The organism is Fibrobacter sp. UWR4, from assembly GCF_003149045.1.
Lineage (GTDB): Bacteria > Fibrobacterota > Fibrobacteria > Fibrobacterales > Fibrobacteraceae > Fibrobacter.
Map to the genome: position 1 here is coordinate 1 of NZ_QGDU01000005.1, position 20,583 is coordinate 20,583.

Annotated in this window: 16 protein-coding genes; 5 read left to right on the forward strand and 11 right to left on the reverse strand. The window is 49.0% G+C overall.

Annotation, left to right across the window (positions count from 1 at the left end; all coding sequences use genetic code 11):
• The first annotated feature begins 346 nt into the window (after positions 1–346).
• Positions 347–1,696, forward strand: a complete 1,350-nt coding sequence (locus BGX12_RS02980) for a hypothetical protein (RefSeq protein WP_109734606.1) — start codon at positions 347–349, stop codon at positions 1,694–1,696.
• Positions 1,697–1,828: 132 nt separating this feature from the next.
• Here BGX12_RS02980 and BGX12_RS02985 read toward each other — a convergent pair whose 3' ends face one another.
• A complete protein-coding gene (locus BGX12_RS02985) occupies positions 1,829–4,600 on the reverse strand; it encodes a hypothetical protein (RefSeq protein WP_233246223.1) in 2,772 nt (923 codons plus the stop codon).
• Between the two features lie 41 nt (positions 4,601–4,641).
• Entirely contained in the window at positions 4,642–5,592 is a 951-nt protein-coding gene (locus tag BGX12_RS02990) for a metalloregulator ArsR/SmtB family transcription factor (protein ID WP_233246224.1), read from the reverse strand.
• Between the two features lie 55 nt (positions 5,593–5,647).
• Between BGX12_RS02990 and BGX12_RS02995 the strand changes: the two genes are divergently transcribed.
• Positions 5,648–6,436, forward strand: a complete 789-nt coding sequence (locus BGX12_RS02995; protein ID WP_109734608.1) for a phosphatase PAP2 family protein — start codon at positions 5,648–5,650, stop codon at positions 6,434–6,436.
• A gap of 117 nt (positions 6,437–6,553) precedes the next feature.
• Complete coding sequence (locus BGX12_RS03000; RefSeq protein ID WP_158278150.1) at positions 6,554–7,228, forward strand: FISUMP domain-containing protein; 675 nt, start codon at positions 6,554–6,556, stop codon at positions 7,226–7,228.
• 104 nt (positions 7,229–7,332) lie between these two features.
• On the opposite strand, the gene BGX12_RS03005 is transcribed toward BGX12_RS03000, so the two are convergent.
• The 4 genes from BGX12_RS03005 to BGX12_RS03020 are packed head-to-tail and all read right to left on the reverse strand — an operon-like array spanning position 7,333 to position 10,734.
• Entirely contained in the window at positions 7,333–8,271 is a 939-nt protein-coding gene (locus BGX12_RS03005; RefSeq protein WP_109734610.1) for a hypothetical protein, read from the reverse strand.
• Positions 8,272–8,292: 21 nt separating this feature from the next.
• Positions 8,293–9,072: a metal ABC transporter ATP-binding protein gene (locus tag BGX12_RS03010; protein ID WP_109734611.1), complete on the reverse strand. Its 780-nt coding sequence runs from the start codon at positions 9,070–9,072 to the stop codon at positions 8,293–8,295.
• A 7-nt stretch (positions 9,073–9,079) separates the two neighbouring features.
• Positions 9,080–9,937 carry a metal ABC transporter solute-binding protein, Zn/Mn family gene (locus tag BGX12_RS03015; RefSeq protein WP_109734612.1) on the reverse strand — a complete coding sequence of 286 codons (858 nt, stop codon included), beginning with the start codon at positions 9,935–9,937 and terminating at the stop codon, positions 9,080–9,082.
• On the reverse strand, positions 9,937–10,734 hold the full coding sequence (locus BGX12_RS03020) for an HAD-IIA family hydrolase (RefSeq protein WP_109734613.1): 798 nt from the start codon (positions 10,732–10,734) through the stop codon (positions 9,937–9,939). The genes BGX12_RS03015 and BGX12_RS03020 overlap by 1 nt, the downstream gene beginning before the upstream one ends.
• 231 nt (positions 10,735–10,965) lie before the next feature.
• On the opposite strand from BGX12_RS03020, the gene BGX12_RS03025 reads away from it, so the two are divergent.
• Positions 10,966–11,676, forward strand: a complete 711-nt coding sequence (locus tag BGX12_RS03025) for a 16S rRNA (uracil(1498)-N(3))-methyltransferase (RefSeq protein ID WP_109734614.1) — start codon at positions 10,966–10,968, stop codon at positions 11,674–11,676.
• An 86-nt stretch (positions 11,677–11,762) separates the two neighbouring features.
• Positions 11,763–13,457, forward strand: a complete 1,695-nt coding sequence (locus tag BGX12_RS03030) for an HD domain-containing phosphohydrolase (protein ID WP_109734615.1) — start codon at positions 11,763–11,765, stop codon at positions 13,455–13,457.
• A 104-nt stretch (positions 13,458–13,561) separates the two neighbouring features.
• Here BGX12_RS03030 and purT read toward each other — a convergent pair whose 3' ends face one another.
• From purT to BGX12_RS03055, 5 genes are all read right to left on the reverse strand, one after another.
• Positions 13,562–14,746: a formate-dependent phosphoribosylglycinamide formyltransferase gene (gene purT, locus BGX12_RS03035; RefSeq protein WP_109734616.1), complete on the reverse strand. Its 1,185-nt coding sequence runs from the start codon at positions 14,744–14,746 to the stop codon at positions 13,562–13,564.
• Positions 14,747–14,864: 118 nt separating this feature from the next.
• Positions 14,865–16,481, reverse strand: a complete 1,617-nt coding sequence (locus BGX12_RS03040; RefSeq protein ID WP_233246225.1) for a hypothetical protein — start codon at positions 16,479–16,481, stop codon at positions 14,865–14,867.
• Between the two features lie 299 nt (positions 16,482–16,780).
• A complete protein-coding gene (gene ftsZ, locus BGX12_RS03045) occupies positions 16,781–18,451 on the reverse strand; it encodes a cell division protein FtsZ (protein ID WP_109734617.1) in 1,671 nt (556 codons plus the stop codon).
• A 57-nt stretch (positions 18,452–18,508) separates the two neighbouring features.
• Positions 18,509–19,747: a cell division protein FtsA gene (ftsA, locus tag BGX12_RS03050; RefSeq protein WP_109734618.1), complete on the reverse strand. Its 1,239-nt coding sequence runs from the start codon at positions 19,745–19,747 to the stop codon at positions 18,509–18,511.
• Positions 19,740–20,582 (reverse strand): cell division protein FtsQ/DivIB, encoded by an 843-nt coding sequence (locus BGX12_RS03055; protein ID WP_109734619.1) that lies wholly within the window; start codon positions 20,580–20,582, stop codon positions 19,740–19,742. The genes ftsA and BGX12_RS03055 overlap by 8 nt, the downstream gene beginning before the upstream one ends.
• Position 20,583: the final 1 nt, after the last annotated feature.

The following is a 20,583-nucleotide window of genomic DNA, read 5'->3' on the forward strand; positions in this document are numbered from 1 at the left end:
GAACAATCGGCCGAGAAAACGACTTGGATTTCTCACCCCATTAGAGTATATTTCTAGGCAAGTTAAACAAATTTACTTGGCGACTTAAATTCGCCTCAAAAAAAACAAACCACTTCTTTTAAAAGTCACAAGTTCATATCCCTATAATGAAGAAAAAATTCATACGGTAAGTGGAAGGTTCGCACATGAAAATAACCAAACCACTTACATACTAGACAAAAATGTTATAAGTTCAACCCTCTATTTCCAAAAAATTGAAGAAATTGAAAAAAAAGATCCAGCCAGAAATAACTATGTAGGTTCTAAACCTACAGGCGATAAAGGCTCGTACACAATCAACTTCACCATGGGAAATAACATTGGAGCCAATTCGTTAAAGATAAAGCATGAACTCCCTCCGAGTTTATTGGGAGATGCAAAAGAAGCTCAATCTATTTCTGCAGAAATATTTCTTACATATGAAAGTGTTTTAAAAAAAGACTCTGTATGGAGACGGGCCTTGACGACCGGCTACCAAGGTCGTAACATCGGCATCCATATTGGATATCCAGAGCATGTAGCAGAAGAAATTGTACCAAACATTCCAATAAACTATAATCATGCCAAAAGTTGTTCCAATTGGGGTTGCGAAAATAAAATATCAGGACATAATTTATTAGAATTTCATCAAGCAAACGAAGTTGCACGAGCTGTAAAAAACGTCGCCCCAAAAGCACAAATTTATTCAACACCAAACTACTTCCCCGAAGCCCCCAACACAGCCCAAACGCCAATCTACATAGGAATCCCCTATCTCACAAACAATGACGTAAACAACTATTCTAATGCAAAACACGACATAGACAATTACGTCTACCATAATAGAGTAATTGAAATTGCTCCCGCAGGGGAAATATACACTTGGGACAACCAAAACCTATATAGTCAAGGTCTCAATGTCATTACAGTAGGAGCAATAGATCCATCTACAACAAACTATCTAATTCACAACAATATAGATCGTCCAACTATTTCAAACATAACTAGTTCCCGTATCGACAAGCCGGAAATAGCCAATTTCACAAACATGTTCTCCCCCGAAGATCCCATGGTCAATTATGTTGGATACGGCACATATACTACATACCCCGCAGTATACTGGACCCATGGCGCAGCAGCCCTTACCGCAGGTATGGTGGCTGATTTACTGCAATACAAAAAATTCTATCAGTGGCATCCAGAAGTCGTAAAAGCGCTACTAATAAGCGCTAGTTCTGGCAAAGTCAACAACGCAAATACTTTTTTAAAAGGTAATCAACGAGTTAGTAATATCGCTGGGCATTACTATCCCTACTTTACCGACCTTTATAAATACAACCGTTCCCAATACTGGAATGGGAACAACGAAGACCATTTCATCAATGAGGAAATTGTTCTTTATGAGCATCACATCACCTCCGGCCGCAAATACCGCATTGCCATCGCCTGGCTATCCAGCGGAGATTACGTAAGAGATTTTGGGATCATCCCCCAAGATATAGATCTTGAAGTATGTCAAGATGATCGTTGTTATACATCTAATTCCGCAAAAAACCCCTTTGAAGTCGTGGAGTTTACCGCACAAACTACCGGGGATTTAAAAGTTACAATCAAACGATACAACAATGAAGGTGGACGAGTTCTTCTTGGCTACAACTTACACGAATTCGTTAAATAAACTAACTGAATAAACGCACTAACATCATCTTATCACTACAACTTACAGATAGCCACATTCACGTTCAAAAAAATATGGATGTATAAAAAAGGGCTCGGTCACCGAGCCCTTTAAAATTTAGGAAGTATAAGATTACTTCTTGCGGCGAACCAGGGCGAAAGCACAAAGTACAATCAGAATTGCGCCAGCGGCGAAGGAAACATAAACCAACTTATGGAAAGGTTCACTACGGTATTCCATACGGACCTGAGACTTGCCCTGGGGAATTTCTACAGCGCGAAGAGTTCCGAATGCCTTATAGACCTTAGCTTCTGATCCATTAACGTAAGCTTTCCAGTAGGGATGATAGTTACCAGCAACAACCATAAAGCCAGGACGATCCGATTCAACCTCGAAAACCTGGGTATCCATCTTGGGGCGTTCCACCAAGCGAGCCTTTCCCTGAATAGGACCGGTTGCAGCTACACTGCCCTTGTAATCCTTAGCGGGAGCTTCAGACAGGATGACCTTTTCGCGATAGAAGAACTTGCCATCTTCATCAGCGAACTGAGGCTTTGTTTCAGCCGGAGCAGATTCTGGGACCTTTGCGGAATCCACAACCGCGGCAGAATCGGTGGGAACTTCAACCGTCTCAGACTTTTCGGGTTCAGCAATCTTTTCGCTACGGATCGCAGCCTTATCCTTCAGGGTAGCAATAGCCTCATCGTCATTCATGACAACAGCTTCGCCATAAAGGTAGGCTTCGCCCATGAAAGTGGGATTCCACATGAAGGTCGTACCGCGGGGACCGTCAAAGAAGATGGCACCAACGTTCATCAAGTCCAGGAACGGATGGGCGGCATCCTGATCATTGATGTTCATCAGGTAGTTGGCATCCTGCTGTCCGCCACGGAAAGCGCGGTAGCTTGCAAGTTCATTATCGTGAACGCCATCCGCATTGCGCAAATTATACTGCGGGAAAGAGTTTGCACTCAGCGCCTTGCTGCGGGAAAGGGAAAGAACACGAGGTGTATTGAGGGAATCCGCCTTGAAGTTATTCTTATAGGCGGCCACAACAGCGTTATCCGGCTGGAGGTATTCCTTAGCCGGGACGTTCTGAATAAACACGCCATTGATCACGAACAGTTCAACACCTGCTACAGCAGCAAGAATCAAAGCCTTCGCATGAACACTCAGCTTGCTCCTTACCACAAACCAGGTTGCAGCGACAATTACGAGAATCAAGATGAAACCAGGAACCACCTTGCCGGCGGAGGCTTCCATGACCGCTTCGTTCAGCGGCTTAAAGTAAGGAGCAGTCACCGCATCTTCCAGCAGCTTCTGGCCACTTATGAGCATGACGCCGATGTAGGCAGCGGCAATCAGCAGAACCGTCTGGACGACACGGCTGGTACCCGGAAGTTTTGCACTATAGCAGGCCATCAAGTTGCCCATAGAGAAGGGCTTCTTCTGGTCATCCAGACTCATGACACCCAGGCAGAGCACAGCATAGGCCACCATGACCACAAGACCTACAGGACCAATAAATGCGGTCCATGCAAAGCGAGCAATGAGAACAAGAACCAGGAGGATCGCATACATGGCCGTACCGTGAAGAAGTGCGCGACGATCATCATTTGCGGAACGTTCGCCTTCCGCTACTTCAGTATTTTCTGCAGTCAAAGCCTTCAGTACGGGGCCAGCCATCATGACCAGCAAGAGCGGTAGCCAGAACAGAGCCATACCCGGAGCACGGAAACTCTTGACACCAGGAAGTACATTGTACCAAAGCTTGAACAAGGGAGAATGATCGCCCATACCATAGCTGAGAGCGACCACTGCACCCACACCCCAGAAAGCGGCATAGCGACGCTTACCCGGCAAGAACAGGCAGAGGAACCCCAGGAAAGTCAGGAGAGCGCCCGCATTATTGTGGTCCAGCTTAAAGCTATTGTGACCCCAGTAGAAAGGAGAACCACCGCCCATCTTGCGGTATTCATCTACGGAGAAATTGACGAAGGAACTGCCTTCCAGGTCATTGGTCTTTTCGTTCTGTTCGTAGACATCAACACCAACAAAGCCAGGGAGAATCATCTGTGCCATTTCTTCCTGGTGGAGAGACCAGCTGACTGCATGGCCATAATTGGTATGGCTATCGTCACCACGGACAGACTGGGTAGTAGTATAAAGATAGGGAGGCACAATCTGGAAGCAGGAAAGGGCAAGACCGAAAGCAAGGCCCACGGCAGCGAGGCCAAGACGCTTACCGCGAGTCTTCAAGGCATCACAATGGAAGGCCACTTCGTAAAGAGTATAAAGGCCAGCCCCCCACAGGAACAGATAAGTCAACTGCAAGTGAGAGCCAAGAATCATCCAGGCGACACTCAAGGCAAGGACAATCATGTAAGGAATACTTCCTGTGCGGACCACCTTGCGGATGGCAAGCAGAGCCAACGGGGCGATGGCAAATACCATCATCTTACCGTCATGTCCGCCATAGATATAGGTAAAGAACTCAGGCGCAAAGGCATAAAGAAGGCCCAGGAGAGCGCCCCACCACTTATTCTTGGTCAGGTGCCAGCCCAGAGCAAAGGCACTCATGAAGGCAACCCACAGGGTCAAAATGAACTTGAAGCCCACTGCACGAGCCGGGTCCATCACAAACTGAGTCCATACCAGCGGATGGTAAACATCGGCGAACAAGGCGTCGATGGTAGGAACACCACCAAGACGGCTATCGTCCCATTCCGTCACCAGGGCACTTTCAGCACGAAGGATTCGGCTACCGATACCGTTCAGCTGGTCGGAATTCAGCATCAACTGGTTAGAGTCAAATGCGAAGTCGCGGAATACTACCAGCAAGATCGCAAAGAAAATGACCGCAATGGCCACAAAAAAGGTGGGCTTCTTTTCAAAAATTCTCATGCAGAGAAATCTAGCAATAATGCTTACAAACTAGAAGGATTTTACCCATTCTTAGTCAGAATCATGCAGATAACAGGAAGTTTCTTATCCACTTCGTTTTCACTGGGGATAATTTCACTTTCCACAATATCACAGTTCAGTTCCTGCACAAAAAATTCCAGCTGGGAACGGTCAAAGCCAAGCCAAATGTGGCCATGAGTCGTGCGGAAGGATTCTTCCTTATGCTGAGCCAGGTCCAGCAGGGCCAAAGTTCCACCCGGTTTTAAAATGCGGACCGCTTCCTTCAAGGCCAGGCGAGGATCCATAGCGTGATGAAGCACCTGGCTCATCAACACCAGATCCGCAAAATCGTCCGGAAGTCCCGTATTCACCATGTCCGCCATCTTGGGCTGAACATTCTGGATACCCTTCTGCTTCAGGATCTGTTGCAGGCCACTGACCACCTTAGGATCGCAATCCAGGGAAGTGACATGCTTGCAGCGACTGGAAAGCATCAGTGAAAGGTCACCCCCTTCACCGCAACCCACATCCACCGCATTGTCAAACTGGACCATCAACTTGCTGAAAAGACTAACCTGGGCCTTAAGGCTACCACCAGCCTGATCCAGTTTATGAATCAATCCTTTCGTCTTGTCACTACGGTCTTCCAGGACCTGGGCGGCGCGGCATTTCAGCACATCCTTATCCGGCAGTTCCTCATAAGCCTCACGGATCATGGACAGCATGCGGTCACTTAAATAAAGATCCTCACTCAGGCGATAATAAGCCTTGATACCGTCACGACGGTCCTTCAGCAGATTGCAGGAAGAAAGTTTTGCCAAATGGCGACTGGCATTACTCTGGTGGATATCCAGAATGTCCTTGATTTCATTCACCGTAAACTCAGCCTGGTCCAGAAGCAACAGGATCTTTAGGCGCATTTCATCGGAAATGGCCCCGAACAAATCCATATTAGGGACAATGGGCTCACGGTTATTATTCAATTTCGCCATAAAAACACCCTTGGGTCTTTTTGAAAACAATATAATTTTTTTAGCTTAGGCCATTATGAAGATAAGGCTCATCCTCCCCCTGCTCACTCTAGCTTTTTCGATAGCCGGAGCCCGAGAGGAGTACCGTCTTAGCCTTTCCAATGACATTCCCGTAACGGCCATGGCCTTGATCACCAGCGGGTTTGGCAGTTATCTTTATAGCAGGATGGAAATACCTCAACATCCCATGGACCAGAAGAACCTTTTGCCCTGGGACAGAAGATTTGCAGGCCGATACAGCGAATCAGCAGATTTTGCAAGCGACGTCGGGACCATTTTTGCAGTAGCCCCCCTGGCAATCGGCGGAATTGCGGTATACACCAAGGATTCCGACTGGGAAGAATTCGGCACTTTTTCGCTCATGCTAGTCCAAGCCGCACTATTCCAATCTGGAATAAACTTGGCCTTCAGATCCTTTGAATTATGGCCAAGACCGTACGTGTTTTCTCAGAACGAAAAGGGGAAAAAAGCTGCAGAAAACGCCAAGGCAGAAGCCTACGGAAGTTTCTTTTCAGGGCACGCTTCAGCAGCATTTACGGTAGCGGTTTTCACTTCCGAATGGTTCGCCCAAACCCACCCGAACTCAGCAAATACGGGCGTTGTACGGGCTTTAGCCTTCTCCTTGGCTGGCCTGGAAGGAACTCTCAGAATTGCAGCAGGAAAGCATTATCCCAGCGATGTCCTGGCAGGAGCCGCTATTGGAACTGCCATAAGCTACGGCATTTTATTTATGCATAAAAAACGGAACGAAAAGTTCTCTTTCTGGGTGGGTCCCTCTATGGCAGGGATCACGTTTTCCCTTTGAAAACTTTTTGTAACATCCAACTTGAAATAATCCGGTATATATTCATTAGTGTAAGCGCAGAGCAAAGAATTAACGGAGCTCACAAGGTGCGCTTTTATGGAATTAAGGATGGCTGTTATGCATAGATTAATGAGTATTCTCGTCGCTGCTGCACTCTGCACTTCTGCATTCGCTGCAGGTCCCAAGATGGGTGCAAAGCACATGGTCAAGCCCCACAAGGCCAAGACCCACATGGTCAAGTCTCACGACGTGAAACTCGACAAGGATAGCGAAGTTCTGTCCGAAGAAGAAATCTTCAGCCGAATCCTCCAGCAAAAGAATATTTCCGCAGACGGTAAGATCCTTACCGATTCCCGCGATGGCAAGAAGTATTCCATCGAAATCCGTGGCGAAAAGGCCTGGATGAAGAAGAATCTTGCATTCAGCATTTCCAATCCCAATCAGTGCCTGATGGAAAGCGAAGAATACTGCAAGAAGTATGGTCGTTTCTATAGCCATAACGAAGCCAAGCAGGCATGCCCCGCAGGCTGGCACCTCCCCGATGATGGTGAATGGCGCGATTTCCAGAAGGACCAGTCTAAGGTAGACTGGAAAAACCTGGGTCAGGGTGGCTGCAAGGAATGGGGCGGTTACTGCGAAAGCAATACCTCCGGTCACTACTGGTCCGCATCCTCCGTACAGAAGGACACTGGACGTTCCTGGGAATTCCGTAGCGAAGCCCATAGCATCAACCGCACCGACGAAAGCCGCACTAAGGGCCTTTACGTCCGTTGCGTCGCTGACCTCCGCTAAAAAAAGCGGCCAATTCGGCCGCTATATCATGATATTCATCTGATACTCTCCTCCTAAAGAAACAAAAAAGCCCCCGTCTTGTTTGGACGGGGGCTTTTTGCGTTTTATCTAAGGCCGGAAAGAATTACATCCACCGCAGAGGAGGCCACACTGTTGACGTTCGCCTCATCCTTCTTGAGTTTTTTCACCAGATCGGCAATGCAGTTGTAACTATAATCCAAGGTGCGGTCGTAATCTTCAAAATTGAAGTCCTTGTCCGTATTACGGTTCAGCTTGTACTCATCGTAGGCCGCCTTGCAGTCGCTTTCCTTATTGGCGTAGCGCAGGTTAAACTTGATCAGGCACGTTTCACCGCGATAGTTCAAAGTAATCTTTCCGCTAGAAGCCTTGAGCGTATTCACACGGATGGTCACCTCGCCATTCTTCATGCTCAGTTCATCGCAATCAGGAACGCGCATATCTTCAACGATATCATTCTCCTCGATTTCGTCATCATCGTCATCCCTGAACATTTCATAGAACTTGCTAATGGCCTTTTCCGCAGATTCAAGAGACTTATTCTTGTCAAACATCTGGGTATAGAAGGACTTCATGAAGCAGGCGCCATCATACTGGAAAGTTTCCTTCATCACGCCGGAAGAGAATACCAGTGCGTTATGGATTGAATTACGAGCATCGTCCACCCGAGTCCAATTTCCGTTGGGGAACGAAGAACCACTGTAAGTGTAGACCTTTTCATCCTCGTCATCTTCGTCGCGGATGTAGGCCCTGGACTTTTCTCGATAGGCAAACAGGGTATCCGGATTGGAGGATTCCTTCTTCCACTGCAAATATCTAAGTCCGCCTTCCTTCACTTCCTTACAGACCGAAGGTTTCACAATGAGTAGGGAATCCTTGGACTTGTAAACATAGCTGGACTTGGAAAGAACGATATCGAAAGAGTCTTCCATGTTATAGCTAGGAGAGCCGCCGTTATCGCCACAGCCCACGAAGGCGCCACAGGCCGCCAGGGCTAAAGTAAACCATTTTGTAATCTTCTTCATATCTGATCCCAATAAAAACTTTTAGTGATGATGGTGATGATGGTGATGATGACCTTCACAGCATCCCCCGTGTGAATGATCATGACTTCCTAAAACGCGATGAGGAATGCCATGAGCAATCAGATCCACGTCGCAGCCATAAGTATCCGTAATCATCTGCTGGGTTAAGCCCGAGCCTTCATGATAGTGGACGCTTCGGTTGACACAGACCACACTCTTCACCTTATGGGAAAGAGCCATCAGGTCATGAGTGACAATGACGATGGTCATAGTCTTGCTGAATTCTTCCAGCAGGTTATAGAGATTTTCCTGGCCGGCGGCGTCAATGTTGTTGCTGGGTTCATCCAGAAACAGGATGCGGGGATTGCAGACCAGGGAGCGTGCAATAAGAACGCGCTGGCGTTCGCCACCACTTAACTCACCCATACGGCGATCCTGGAAACCATCCAGATGGACCTTGGAGAGTGCGGCGGCAACTTCGGTGGACTTCGCCTTGAGGCCGATTTTTCCAAGGGCGACGCACTCCCCTACAGTAATGGGAAATTCCAGATTGCGACTGGTATTCTGGGGGACATAGCCCACTGCAATTTTCTTGGTGGGAACTTTTTCGCCGAAGAGTTTGACCTCACCTTCGGAGGGATTGAGAAGTCCCACAATCAGTTTCATGAGAGTAGACTTGCCGCCTCCATTGGGGCCGATAATGGCAACGAAGTCATGTTCCTCGATTTCAAGATTTACCTTGTCGAGGATTCTGGAATTGCCGTAGGCAAAAGACAAATTGGAGACTTCGATTGCGTTCATAATATTCCTATTGACCGATGGATTTTAGGAGTGCCCGGATATTGCCTTCGTAATCATAGGACAGCGGATCCGTATCCAGGATTCTTGCATCCAGTTCCTTGGCGAGGGTAGCGGCAGCCCGCTTGCTAAACTGGGGCTGGACAAACACGATATGAACGTTGTTGGCCTTACCCGTCTTAATCAGGTTTGCCAGGTCGCGAGGCTTCGGTTCCTTGCCAGCTACTTCTACGGTCAGCTGTTTCATGCCGTAATCACGGGCGAAATAGCCATAGGCCGGATGGAAGACAATAAAGGTGCGGCTATTGGCAGGAAGTTTGTTAATGGTCTGACGGAGTTCCACGTCCAACTTTTTCAGGCGAAAGATCAAGTCGTTGGCTCGCTTGCGGTAAAGAACCTTGTGGTCTGCGTCCAGACTCATGAGAGCCTCGCAAACATTTTCCGCCACCTGCATCATCTGCATGGGAGATGTCCACAGGTGGGGATCCAGATCATCGTCATCCCCATGGTGATGATGTTCTTCACCACCTTCATGATGGTGTTCATCCTCTTCTATCCAGGCAATTCCCTTGGAAAGAGAAATTACATTGACGTTCTTGTTCACGCCCTTGAATCGCGGAAGCCAGGCAGCATCCATGCCGGAACCATCACTGAAGTAAACAGAAGCCTTTGCAAATTCCTTGAGGGAAGCGGGCTTCGGTTCAAAGGTATGAGGGTCCGCCCCAGGAGGAAGCATCGCCACCACATCCACCTGGTCACCGCCAATTTCCTTTACCACACTGGAGTAAGGTTGCAGAGAAACTGCTACCGTCAAATTGGCCGCAAACAGGGACGCACAAAACGCCAATACAATAAATACAAGACGCATTAAATGCGGCCCTCGATAAACCCATCAAAATCAATATCGCTCACCATGTCCACCACGATTTCGGGTTTCACGTCAAGCTTTTCCAAGTCAGCCATCTTGGTTTCGCCACAAAGGGGCAACACAAAACGGCAGCCACTACGCCTTGCCAGCTCGAAGTCCGTATAGAGGCGATCCCCAACGAACAGGATTTCTTCAGGGTCGTACTTTTTCAGAAGTTCCGACAACATGGCAGGATTGGGCTTACCAAAGCTTCGTTCCGGTTCTACGCCGTAAGCGGTCTTCAGCAAGGCCATAAAGCTTCCAATGTCGGGCACAGGGCCATTGGCATCGGGGCAGACAAAATCCGTGTGGGTCACCCAGAAAGGAATCTTACGCTGGACGCGGAAGGACAGTTCACAAAGTTCGCGGTAGTCAAAGCTATTGTGGTAGGCAATCAGGACCAGTTCCGTATCTTCTACGCTCGGGCGCAGATTCAGGGTGGGATCCTGGGCAGCAAACCATTCCGTCACTTCGGGATTGGCAAAGAAGTACACGTTCTTGATGCCTTCTTCATGAATCGCATTCAAGGAAAGATACAGGGCGGAAATAATCGCATCGTCCCTTAAGGGGAGCCCCATCACCTTCAGGCGGTTCTCATAGAAGACCGGAGACTTACTGGTGTTGTTACTCAGATAGTAGACGGGAACATGCTTGGCCACATTATTGACAGTCTTCACCGCCTTGGGATAGGGACGTCCACTCAGGTACAAGGTACCATCCAAGTCAAATACAACAGCTTTTACCGGCTTACAAGTCATGTGCTAAATATAAAAAAGAGACTAGAGACCAGGTTCTAGAGACTAAAGAAAAGACCGATCTCTTGAGGCCGACAGCTCACTCGCGACGCTCGCTTGAGGTATGAGGTCGCGGCTTCGACGCTAGAGGTTTATGGAGAAAGATGAGATCATTGATTCCAAGGGCTAGGGAACATCCCTAATTTCTAATTTCTAGTTTCTAGTCTCTAGGTTCAAGTTTCTATCTTGCAGTTTATGAAAACACCTGATAGCCGCTTCTATTGCCCGCTCATTACCGAGGGCATCATCACACTGGACGAAAACGAAAGTACCCACGCTGTGCGAGTATGTCGTGCTGCAGTCGGCGATGTGCTGCAACTTTCTGACGGACTAGGACATTATGCTGATGCCACCATCGTGAAAGCAGATGCCCGTGGTTGCGAAGTCCAGGTAGATTGCGTCGAAACAGCCGGAAGCGATCGCCCTAAGGTTTCCCTAGGAATCGCCTGCCTCAAGGACGATGCCCTGGAGGAAGTGGTTTTTCATGCGGCACAGACAGAAATTGACAGCATTGTATTCTTGCGTACCGACTACTCCCAGGAGCCAAAGAACTCCGACTTGAAGAAAACCGTTCGACGCGCTGAGCTAAAGAGTCTCGTAAGCCTTAAGCAATCCAAGAAGCCCTGGATGACAAAAATCGAAGGTCCCGTAGAATTCAAGGAATGGCTGAAAGATTATGCAGGAGACCTAGTCCTTTGCGATATGGATGGCGAACAGGCGCCGTCTCCCGAAAAGTTAGCCAATCCCACCACCCTACTGGTAGGTCCGGAAGGAGGCTTTTCTCCGGCAGAAATCCAGGCCATTAAAGATTTCAAGGGCGGTCAGGTACATCTCATGAAATTAGGTCCTACCCGACTCCGCGCACGAACAGCCGCTATTATCGCCTTAGGTAAAATCGTGTGCTAATTGGGATATACCCTTCTCTCAATTTCTCCAACATTTTTACATTTTCAACGATTATTCCAGTTTTATTTTAGCGGGGATGAGGATTTATGGTCATTTATTACATGATTGCGGCCCTGGTGTTGTCAGTAATCAACATCTGTATTTTGACATACGTCAATTCCAAGAGAACAACGTCTTACTATACGACCATGTTCCATGTGATGACCATCCAAATTTTTGGTCATCTATGCCTGGCACTTTCCACAAACCTCGAAGAAGCCTTACTGGCAAATAAGATCGCCTACGTAGGCGCCGTATACGTGCCGCTCCTGTTCTTCCTGGGCGAACTTACCCTCTGCAACATCCGCATTACCAAGCGGCTCCGTATAGGACTTTTCCTGTTCAGTTCCATTGTCTTTGGTTTCGCCTTGACCACCGGCTGGAGCGACATCTTCTATAAGAGCGCGACGCTGGTTTACAAGAACGGCGTCACAGACTTTGAACCGGTTTTTGGTCCCGCCCACATTCTGTTCAACATCATGCTAGGTCTGTACCTGTCCTCCGGCATTTGCGTTCTTGTATATACGTTGGTCAAGGAATTGAACGTATCCTACAAGAACCTCATGGGACTTGCGGTTATTGGCGTCGTAAGCATCGGAGCGTTCTTCGTATTCCGCGAACTGAAATGCGACATGCTGCTCATGCCTGCCATTTACCTCATCGTGGAATACGTAATGATTACCATTTCCCACCGAGTAGGTAAGTACGATATTGAAGGCATCATCCGCGACACCCTGGAATTCCAGAACGAAAACGTCTACCTGTCCGTGACCAACGACCTTTGCTACATCGGTTGTAATGACATCGCCCTCCATCATTTCCCCACTCTGAGAACTTTCCGCGTTGACACCAAGATCCAGGAAACCAACGACCTGGGCAACATCCTTCTTCGCCTCATCAAGAAGTTCTCCCCCCAGGAACTTTGCCTAGTGGACTGTTTCCAGTACGGCAAAAAATATTACAAGGTTGTCCTGAGGAATATGCACCATGGTGAAAAGGTATGTGGCTACATGTTCCGCATCGAAGATGACACCAAGATGCAACGTTACATCAAGCTTCTGGACAAGTACAACAGCGAACTTGCCAACGACGTCCAGACGAAGGACGAACACATCCAGAACATCCAGGAACAGATGATCGTTGGCATGGCCAACATGGTGGAAAGTCGCGACAGCACTACAGGCGGCCACATCCGCCGTACAAGCCAGGTGGTAAAGATTCTGATTAACGAAATGAAGAAGAGCGGATCCTACACATCCATGAACGCTTTCTTCAACGCAGTCATCAAGGCCGCCCCCATGCACGACCTGGGAAAGATCGCCGTGGAAGATTCTATCCTGCGTAAGCCCGGCAAATTTGACGTAAATGAATTTGAAGTGATGAAGACCCACTCCGAAAAGGGCGCCACCATTGTGGAAAACCTGCTGAAGGATGTGGAATCCGAGCAGTTGGTCAACATTGCAAGGAACGTCGCTCATTACCATCACGAACGCTGGGACGGCACCGGCTACCCGGCTCATCTTAAGGGAAATGAAATTCCGCTGGAAGCCCGTATTATGGCTGTGGCCGATGTATATGACGCTCTAGTCAGCCGTCGTTGCTACAAAGAAAAGATGTCCTACGCAGAAGCCTTCGACATCATCACCAGTGCCATGGGCAGCCAATTTGATCCCGCCCTCAAGACACCTTTCATCAACTGCCATAAGGAATTGGAAGCCTTCTACGAAAGTAACGGGGATTAATAAGTCCCGAAGGAAATTCCTTCGTTCTTACACAAAAGAAAAAGGTCCTCAAAGCTAAGCTTTAGGATCTTTTTCTTTTTAGAGGATGCGCAGCATCCTTTTCATTACAGGCTTACTTTCACCTTTTCGCGCATGGCCATGACAGCGTCCTTGGCTTCTTCCACAGTATTGCGGCGAGCAAGGAGAACTCCCATGCGGCGGTGGCCCTTCAGTTCCGGCTTACCGAAGAGGCGGAGGCCGGTATCCGGTTCTGCCAGAACTTCTTCCAGGCCGCTGAACTTCACCTGGGTGGAGTTGCCGTCGCAGACGATTGCCTTACTTGCGCTGGGGCCGTGGAAAGCAATGTTGGGAATGGGCAGGCCCAGAATGGCGCGTGCGTGGAGGGCAAATTCGGAAAGGTCCTGAGAGATCAAGGTCACCATACCGGTGTCGTGAGGTCTGGGGCTCACTTCGCTGAACAAGACTTCATCCTTGCAGACGAACAGTTCAACACCGAAGATGCCGCGACCGCCCAGAGCATCGGTGACCTTCTTGGCGATGACCTTTGCCTGTTCCAGAAGTTCCGGCTTCATGGGCTGGGGCTGCCAGGATTCCTGATAGTCGCCGCCCACCTGATGGTGACCGATGGGTTCCAGGAATGCGGTACCTGCAACATGGCGGACAGTGAGCAAAGTAATTTCGTAATCAAAGGGGACGAAACCTTCGATAATCACACGGCTAGCCTTGCCGGTGCGGCCTTCGTTCTGGGAAATATTCCAGGAATTTTCGATGTCGGCTTCAGTCTTGATGACACTCTGGCCGTGGCCGGAGGAGCTCATGACGGGCTTGATGACGCAAGGAATACCGATTTCCTTGACTGCAGCCTTGAAGTCCTCGAAGTTGTCGGCAAACTTGTAGGGGCTGGTCTTGATGCCAAGTTCTTCAGCAGCGAGACGGCGGATACCTTCGCGGTTCATGGTCAGCTTGGTTGCCTTGGCGGTAGGAATCACGGTGTAGCCTTCGGATTCCATCTGGACCAGAGTATCGGTAGCGATAGCTTCCACTTCGGGAACGATGTAGTCGGGCTTTTCCAGCTCGATGACGCGGCGCAGTTCTGCACCGTCCAACATGTTGATCACATGAGAGCGGTGAGCCACCTGCATGCCCGGGGCATTTGCATAACGGTCCACGGCGATTACTTCCACGCCGAGACGCATCATTTCGATGATGACTTCCTTACCCAGTTCACCTGCACCGCAGAAGAGAACCTTAGTTGCACTAGAGCTAAGCGGGGTACCGATTTCAGCCATAAAAAACTCCTTGAAAGTATCTCAAAGATAGCTTTTTAGAGATTAGAAACTAGAACCTAGAAATTAAAAAAAGGAACCCTTTTCGCATTTCTATCCCTTAACCTCTAGCTTTTTGCTCCTAAAACCTGTAATCCACGGGGTTGAAGAGGAACTTGACGCCGGCACGAACCCAGCCATCAGCACCATCCTCTCCTACAATATGGTCTAGATTTTCATAAATGCGGAATCCGCCCCCTACGTAGTACTCAAACCAGGACTTAACCTTCTCGCGGTAGAGCACATCGAAAACGTATTGAGCCTCTTCTACACCGGATGTAGAGTGAGTCGCTTCCAAAGCGGAGTCATAATCTCCATACAGTTCCTTATCCCCCTGACGGAGCCAGGCGAGGGACAAGTCTACGGAACGATTCTTAAGGGTCCAGTTCACATCCAGCCACATATCCAGAGCGTCAGGACCGCGACGGTAACCAACAGGATAATCCACGAAGTATGCGTCGGCGTAATCCGGATCGTTCTGTTCGCGATAGTTACTGCGATAAAGCTTACGTCCGGTATATTTCACCAGCGGAAGGCGGCTATTATTGGACGCTGGATCTGTCAAAACCACATCAAAACGAGTCGTAAACTTTCCGTACTTCAGAGTAGGAATTTCCTGATAGTATCCCACCAGATAATTGATGATGGAACGGGAAGTCCCCTTGTCATCATCCTCCCCCACTGGGCTGTTCAGATCTTCCATATTCATCTGGCCATAGAACTTGCCGCCCTGAACAGGCTTAAAGCCAACTTCGATGGATGTGGCCGCCGAGGTATAACCCGTAGCATAATTATCGTGCCAGTACATGAAAGGATTCATGGACCTGAATTCCAGGGATTTGCCCCCTACCATACTGGTTTCTACCAGATAGGCCCAGAAATGTTTCATTTCCACGCCGAAGCGATGGAATACAAGATTTTTCACATTTTCGGTGTAAGTACGATTTCGCTGATTCGAAACTTGCTTATCCGGTTCAGTGCACTTCTGCGCGTAGGCTTCCGTTCCATAAGGAGGACAACCCGTAGAGTGATCGATCACATCCCCATAAAGCCAGGCGTTCAAGGAACTGAGCAAGAAATCATAGCGGAAGATTCCCGGATTAAACTTCCAGTGGATTCCGTCATGGTAAGGAATGCCCCCGATGAACACATCGTTGGGAGACGTTTTCACATCGGCATCAAAACGACCGATTTGCACATAACCGACAGGATTGTTCCAGCGGGCATAGGCGTTATAAGGAACATTGATGTCCAATTCGCTAGGCTTGTATGTCAAATTGGTTTTCGTACCACTTTGATACCAGGCTTCCAGATCCTTACGCAAGGGTAATTCCATCAGGAAATGGAAATTCTTGTAACCCGCGCGGAAACTTAGGGTGAAGAACGGTTCAATACGATCCTCGTAATTACGGCCAGTTTCCAGGGGAATCTGCAAGCCACGCCAATTACCGCCAAACCAGTCGGATGTATCCGCAGCAAAATAGGAAGCGGTTGGTCCTCCATTAAAGCCAAAATTGAAGTCCGTACCAACTTGAACGTAGCCCTTATAAGCGGATGAATCCTGCCACAAGGATGTGCGCCACTGCGGAACCGTTACCGAGCGGTCCACAAGAATCGCAGGCGGAACAATATCTACGGCATACGCAGCAGAAATTCCAAGCGCAAGTATTGAAAAATTACGTCCAGACAAAAACTTCATATTCTGAATGTAGTAAAAATGATACCGCACGAACGGTAATCGTGAGGAGCAAGCGGCTGATCTTAATCAGCCGTGGCGACGAGAGTGAGTGCAAATCGTAGGTTCTTCATCAGACGTACTGCACGAACGGTATATAAAAGAACTGCCCAGGCAGGGAGACCCAGGCAGTTCCTTGTGTTGTGTTGAGCATGCACTCGCATGCTCTTGTGTGTGTGTGTTTCGTCGGGGTGCACCAGGCATAGCCCGCTACAAGAAACTTGTAGCAGAATGCTTTGCCTGACGGCCCATCAATCTCCTGATTAGAAGTTGTCGTTAGGGTTTGCGCGGAAGTAAACCGGGATAGCGTCGTTTTGGTTTGTGCGTAAGTAAGCCGGGATAGAATAATCCTGGGTGCTATCCTTGATAGATTCTTCAACAACCTGCTGACGTTCAACGGAACCATAGTTGCGAGTGAAAGCCGGAGTATCCAGACCTGCACGGCCACCATTCATGACATCGTCATCAGCAACTGCAGAAATCTCGGAAGTTTCGGGCATACGGCTCGTGACTTCTTCTTCCATAACTGCAGTAGCGGTAGCATCAAATGCCGGAGCTGCGTATGCAGAAGCAACAGCCGGAGCAACGTTAGCCATGGTCTGTGCAGCAACTGCGGCAGGAGCCATACGGCGGGCAAACATTTCAGGGGCAGGTGCAGCAGCCGGTGCAGCAACAGGAGCAGCCGGGGCTACGGATGCTACGGGAGCCGGAGCAACAGGAGCTTCTGCGGGAGCTGCGGTAGTCATTGCTTCAGCGAAAAAGTTCACTGCGGTCGGACGCGGAGTTGCCTGCTGTACAGCGGGTGCTGCAGCGGGAACAGCGACGGTGGGCTGAGAGTTGCCGAAAACCGGGTTCGGAGCAAAGCCAGTCATCTGCATGGTCTGTGCAGTGGTAAATACGGGAGCTGCGGGCTGGTTGTTAGCAGTGCCACCGCAACCAGTTGCGATAATAGTGATGCAAACCTTGTCACCCAGTTCCGGAACAGTGATATCGCCAATGATAATGTTCGGATTACCTTCTTCACCCACCTTTTCATAGATGTGTTCCATAGCGTCGCTATGTTCCAGCAAGGAGTAGTTTTCACCGTGAGCAACATTGATGAGAACGCCAGAAGCGCCTTCGATGTTGATGTCTTCCAGAAGCGGAGATGCAAGAGCCAGGTCAGCAGCGGCAATACCGCGCTTTTCACCCTGAGCGCAGCCAGTACCCATAAGAGCGCTACCGCCCTTGAGCATGACCTTACGAATATCAGCAAAGTCAACGTGAACCAGGCCATGGTGGAACATAATGCCGCAGATGCTCTGAACAGCGTTGCCCAGGATTTCATCAGCCATCTTGAAGGCTTCTTCCATGGTAGCCTTCTGGTTGGAGCTCTGGAGCAAAGTCAGGAGCTTCTTGTTTTCCACGACGATGATGGTGTCAACGCATTCGCGGAGAGCCTTGATGCCGGCCTGAGCGATGGAGGAACGAGCGTTACCTTCAAAACGGAACGGCTTGGTGACCACAGCAACGGTCAGGATGCCCATTTCGCGAGCAACGTTAGCAACGATAGGAGCTGCACCAGTACCGGTACCACCACCCATACCGGCGGTGACGAACACCATGTCGGCGCCCTTCATAGCTTCCTTCAGTTCTTCAATATTTTCTTCAACAGCCTTGCTAGCCTTTTCCGGATCCATGCCTGCGCCGAGACCCTTAGTGGTCTTTTCGCCAATCACAATCTTGTGATCAGCCAGGCTCAGGTCAAGAGCCATAGCGTCAGTGTTGACAGCATAGTATTCAACGCCATCAATATTCATCTGCTTCATGCGGTTCACAGTGTTACCACCGGCACCACCTACGCCGAATACCTTGACCTTTGCGTTACGAGTAGAGGAATCGTCTCCCATGATGCGGGACTGTGCCTCAAAGTTGATCTTTTCGAATTCACTCATGTTATAATCTCCCTGATTTTGAGTGTTTAGGTTAGTTGTTAAAATTCTTGTTTGCGATTAGAAGTAGGTCTTCAGGAATTCCTTGAAGCGGTTGAAGCCCTTCTTCATGGAAACTGCGATCTGAGCGCCTGTATCCTTACCCTTCTTTTCGCGATGCTGCTTGTTTGCATAATGAAGCAAGCCAATACCTGTTGCATAGGAAGGATTCTGGAAAGCTTCCTGAATGCCGGTCATGCCCTTGGGGCGACCGATACGGACAGGCTTTCCGAACTCCTTGGAGGCAACCAGATCAATGCCATCCAGGTTGCAGCAGCCACCAGTCAGGACCACACCACCATTGATGATGGAATCCATCTGATGCTTCTTAAGATCCTTAGCCAACAGCTGGAAAATTTCCTGAACGCGTGCGGTAATCACGCGAGCGAGAAGTTGCTTGGAGCAAGGAACATCCCCACGGCCACCAACAGCAGGAACCGGGAATGTTTCATCTTCAATAAGATTGTTCAAATGGCAGGTACCATATTTCTTCTTGATTTCTTCTGCCTTGGACAGAGAAATAGGTACCGGAAGGCACTTGCTAATGTCACTGGTGATTACATTACCAGCCAGGTCCAGAGATGCGGTATAGCGGACGGAATCGTTGACGAAAACAGCGATATCTGCAGAGCCTGCACCAATATCAACCAGGGCAACGCCAAGTTCGCGTTCATCTTCAGTAAGGACTGCGCATGCGGCTGCAAGAGGTTCCAGCACAAAGCCAAGCACATTGAGACCAGCACGGTTCACGCACTTTGCCAGGTTCTGCATAGCGTTCTGTCGAGAGGTGACCAACTGAACGTCTACACCCAGGCGGCGACCGGAACGGCCCTTGGGATTGCGAATATGCTCTTCATCGTCCAGAGTATATTCACCCGGGAACACATGGATGATTTCACCGGCAGAGGCGGGAAGTGTACTAGCCTGTTTCTGCACGTTAATGATATCTTCTTCACGAACTTCACCGGTGGGAAGCGTGATGAGGCCCTTGTAGTTATACGGTTGGACATGCTTACCTGCGATACCCACATACACATCATGCACATCAATGCGTGCTGAAGATTCCAGCATGTGAATAGCCTGTTGCAGCTTTTCCACTACAGAGTCAAACTCATCGGGATTTGCCAGCGGAAAATCGCCGCATTCAATAACACGGACGGTTTCACCACCGGAAATGCCAACGAACAGATTGACCTTGGATGCTCCGATATCGAGACCAAAGATGTAATCGTCTTTCTTTATGGGCTGTTGATCATCCATTGAGACACCTCTTTTCATAATTCCTTACATATGCGAAGCCCGGGAACCTCATATCGACTTCGCCAGCGCATCTTAAATCCTTACTAAACCCCTTTCCCAAAGACTCATAGAGGGCAAAAACATCTTCTGTCCAGCTCTTTGCGGAAAACAGAACATGATAACCTGCGTCCTTGAAGAAAACTTCAAATGCGTGATCCTTTTCAGACCAACCCACCTGAGAAACCTTTTCGTACAAACCGCTATTCATCTGACGCATCGTGGTGAGGAAAGCGGCAACGTCCTTAACCTTGTCCAAATTTTCGTGATCGAAAATGGGAAGTCTCATGGCAGAAGCTCTTGCAATGGACATGGGCAAGCCCTTTTCGGAATAACCAACTACGCTTGTACCGTCAAACACGGAGAACACCGGAGAGGTTTCCGTTAGCTTGATGTTCAAGGTAGACGGGAAAGTCTTGGTAACGATCGCATCGTGAATCAGCGGCAAGCGAAGCAGGGCCTGACGGACAGAATCTTCGTCTACGTCACCCATCAGCATGCCCGTTTCGATTTGAGCGTTCTGGACCACGTCTTCCCAGGAAAGCATGCGGTTGCCTTCAATATCCACATATTGCAAGTGGCGGAATTCCAGCGGATTGAATCTCTGAAGTTCAAAGCGCTGCTGATATGCCGCCACGCAAAGAGCAGCAACCACAACACAGACAATCCAGCCACGGCGAGCAAACCAGCGGCATGCGGCCGCAACACCAGATTTAATCTTCTGGCTACGAGCCTGCTTGCGCAGCTGTTCATTCACGCCGATTCTGCGGCCGAGAAATGTCGTCTTGTGTTCAGTCAAC

Excerpts from the sequence above, each read along its gene's own strand:
- ftsA (WP_109734618.1), bottom strand. The coding sequence starts at position 19,747 with ATGGATGATCAACAGCCCATAAAGAAAGACGATTACATCTTTGGTCTC.
- purT (WP_109734616.1), bottom strand. The coding sequence starts at position 14,746 with ATGGCTGAAATCGGTACCCCGCTTAGCTCTAGTGCAACTAAGGTTCTC.
- BGX12_RS03025 (WP_109734614.1), top strand. The coding sequence starts at position 10,966 with ATGAAAACACCTGATAGCCGCTTCTATTGCCCGCTCATTACCGAGGGC.
- BGX12_RS03015 (WP_109734612.1), bottom strand. The coding sequence starts at position 9,937 with ATGCGTCTTGTATTTATTGTATTGGCGTTTTGTGCGTCCCTGTTTGCG.
- BGX12_RS02985 (WP_233246223.1), bottom strand. The coding sequence starts at position 4,600 with ATGAGAATTTTTGAAAAGAAGCCCACCTTTTTTGTGGCCATTGCGGTC.
- BGX12_RS03010 (WP_109734611.1), bottom strand. The coding sequence starts at position 9,072 with ATGAACGCAATCGAAGTCTCCAATTTGTCTTTTGCCTACGGCAATTCC.
- BGX12_RS02995 (WP_109734608.1), top strand. The coding sequence starts at position 5,648 with ATGAAGATAAGGCTCATCCTCCCCCTGCTCACTCTAGCTTTTTCGATA.
- BGX12_RS02980 (WP_109734606.1), top strand. The coding sequence starts at position 347 with ATGGGAAATAACATTGGAGCCAATTCGTTAAAGATAAAGCATGAACTC.
- BGX12_RS03000 (WP_158278150.1), top strand. The coding sequence starts at position 6,554 with ATGCATAGATTAATGAGTATTCTCGTCGCTGCTGCACTCTGCACTTCT.
- ftsZ (WP_109734617.1), bottom strand. The coding sequence starts at position 18,451 with ATGAGTGAATTCGAAAAGATCAACTTTGAGGCACAGTCCCGCATCATG.
- BGX12_RS03040 (WP_233246225.1), bottom strand. The coding sequence starts at position 16,481 with ATGAAGTTTTTGTCTGGACGTAATTTTTCAATACTTGCGCTTGGAATT.
- BGX12_RS03020 (WP_109734613.1), bottom strand. The coding sequence starts at position 10,734 with ATGACTTGTAAGCCGGTAAAAGCTGTTGTATTTGACTTGGATGGTACC.
- BGX12_RS02990 (WP_233246224.1), bottom strand. The coding sequence starts at position 5,592 with ATGGCGAAATTGAATAATAACCGTGAGCCCATTGTCCCTAATATGGAT.
- BGX12_RS03030 (WP_109734615.1), top strand. The coding sequence starts at position 11,763 with ATGGTCATTTATTACATGATTGCGGCCCTGGTGTTGTCAGTAATCAAC.
- BGX12_RS03005 (WP_109734610.1), bottom strand. The coding sequence starts at position 8,271 with ATGAAGAAGATTACAAAATGGTTTACTTTAGCCCTGGCGGCCTGTGGC.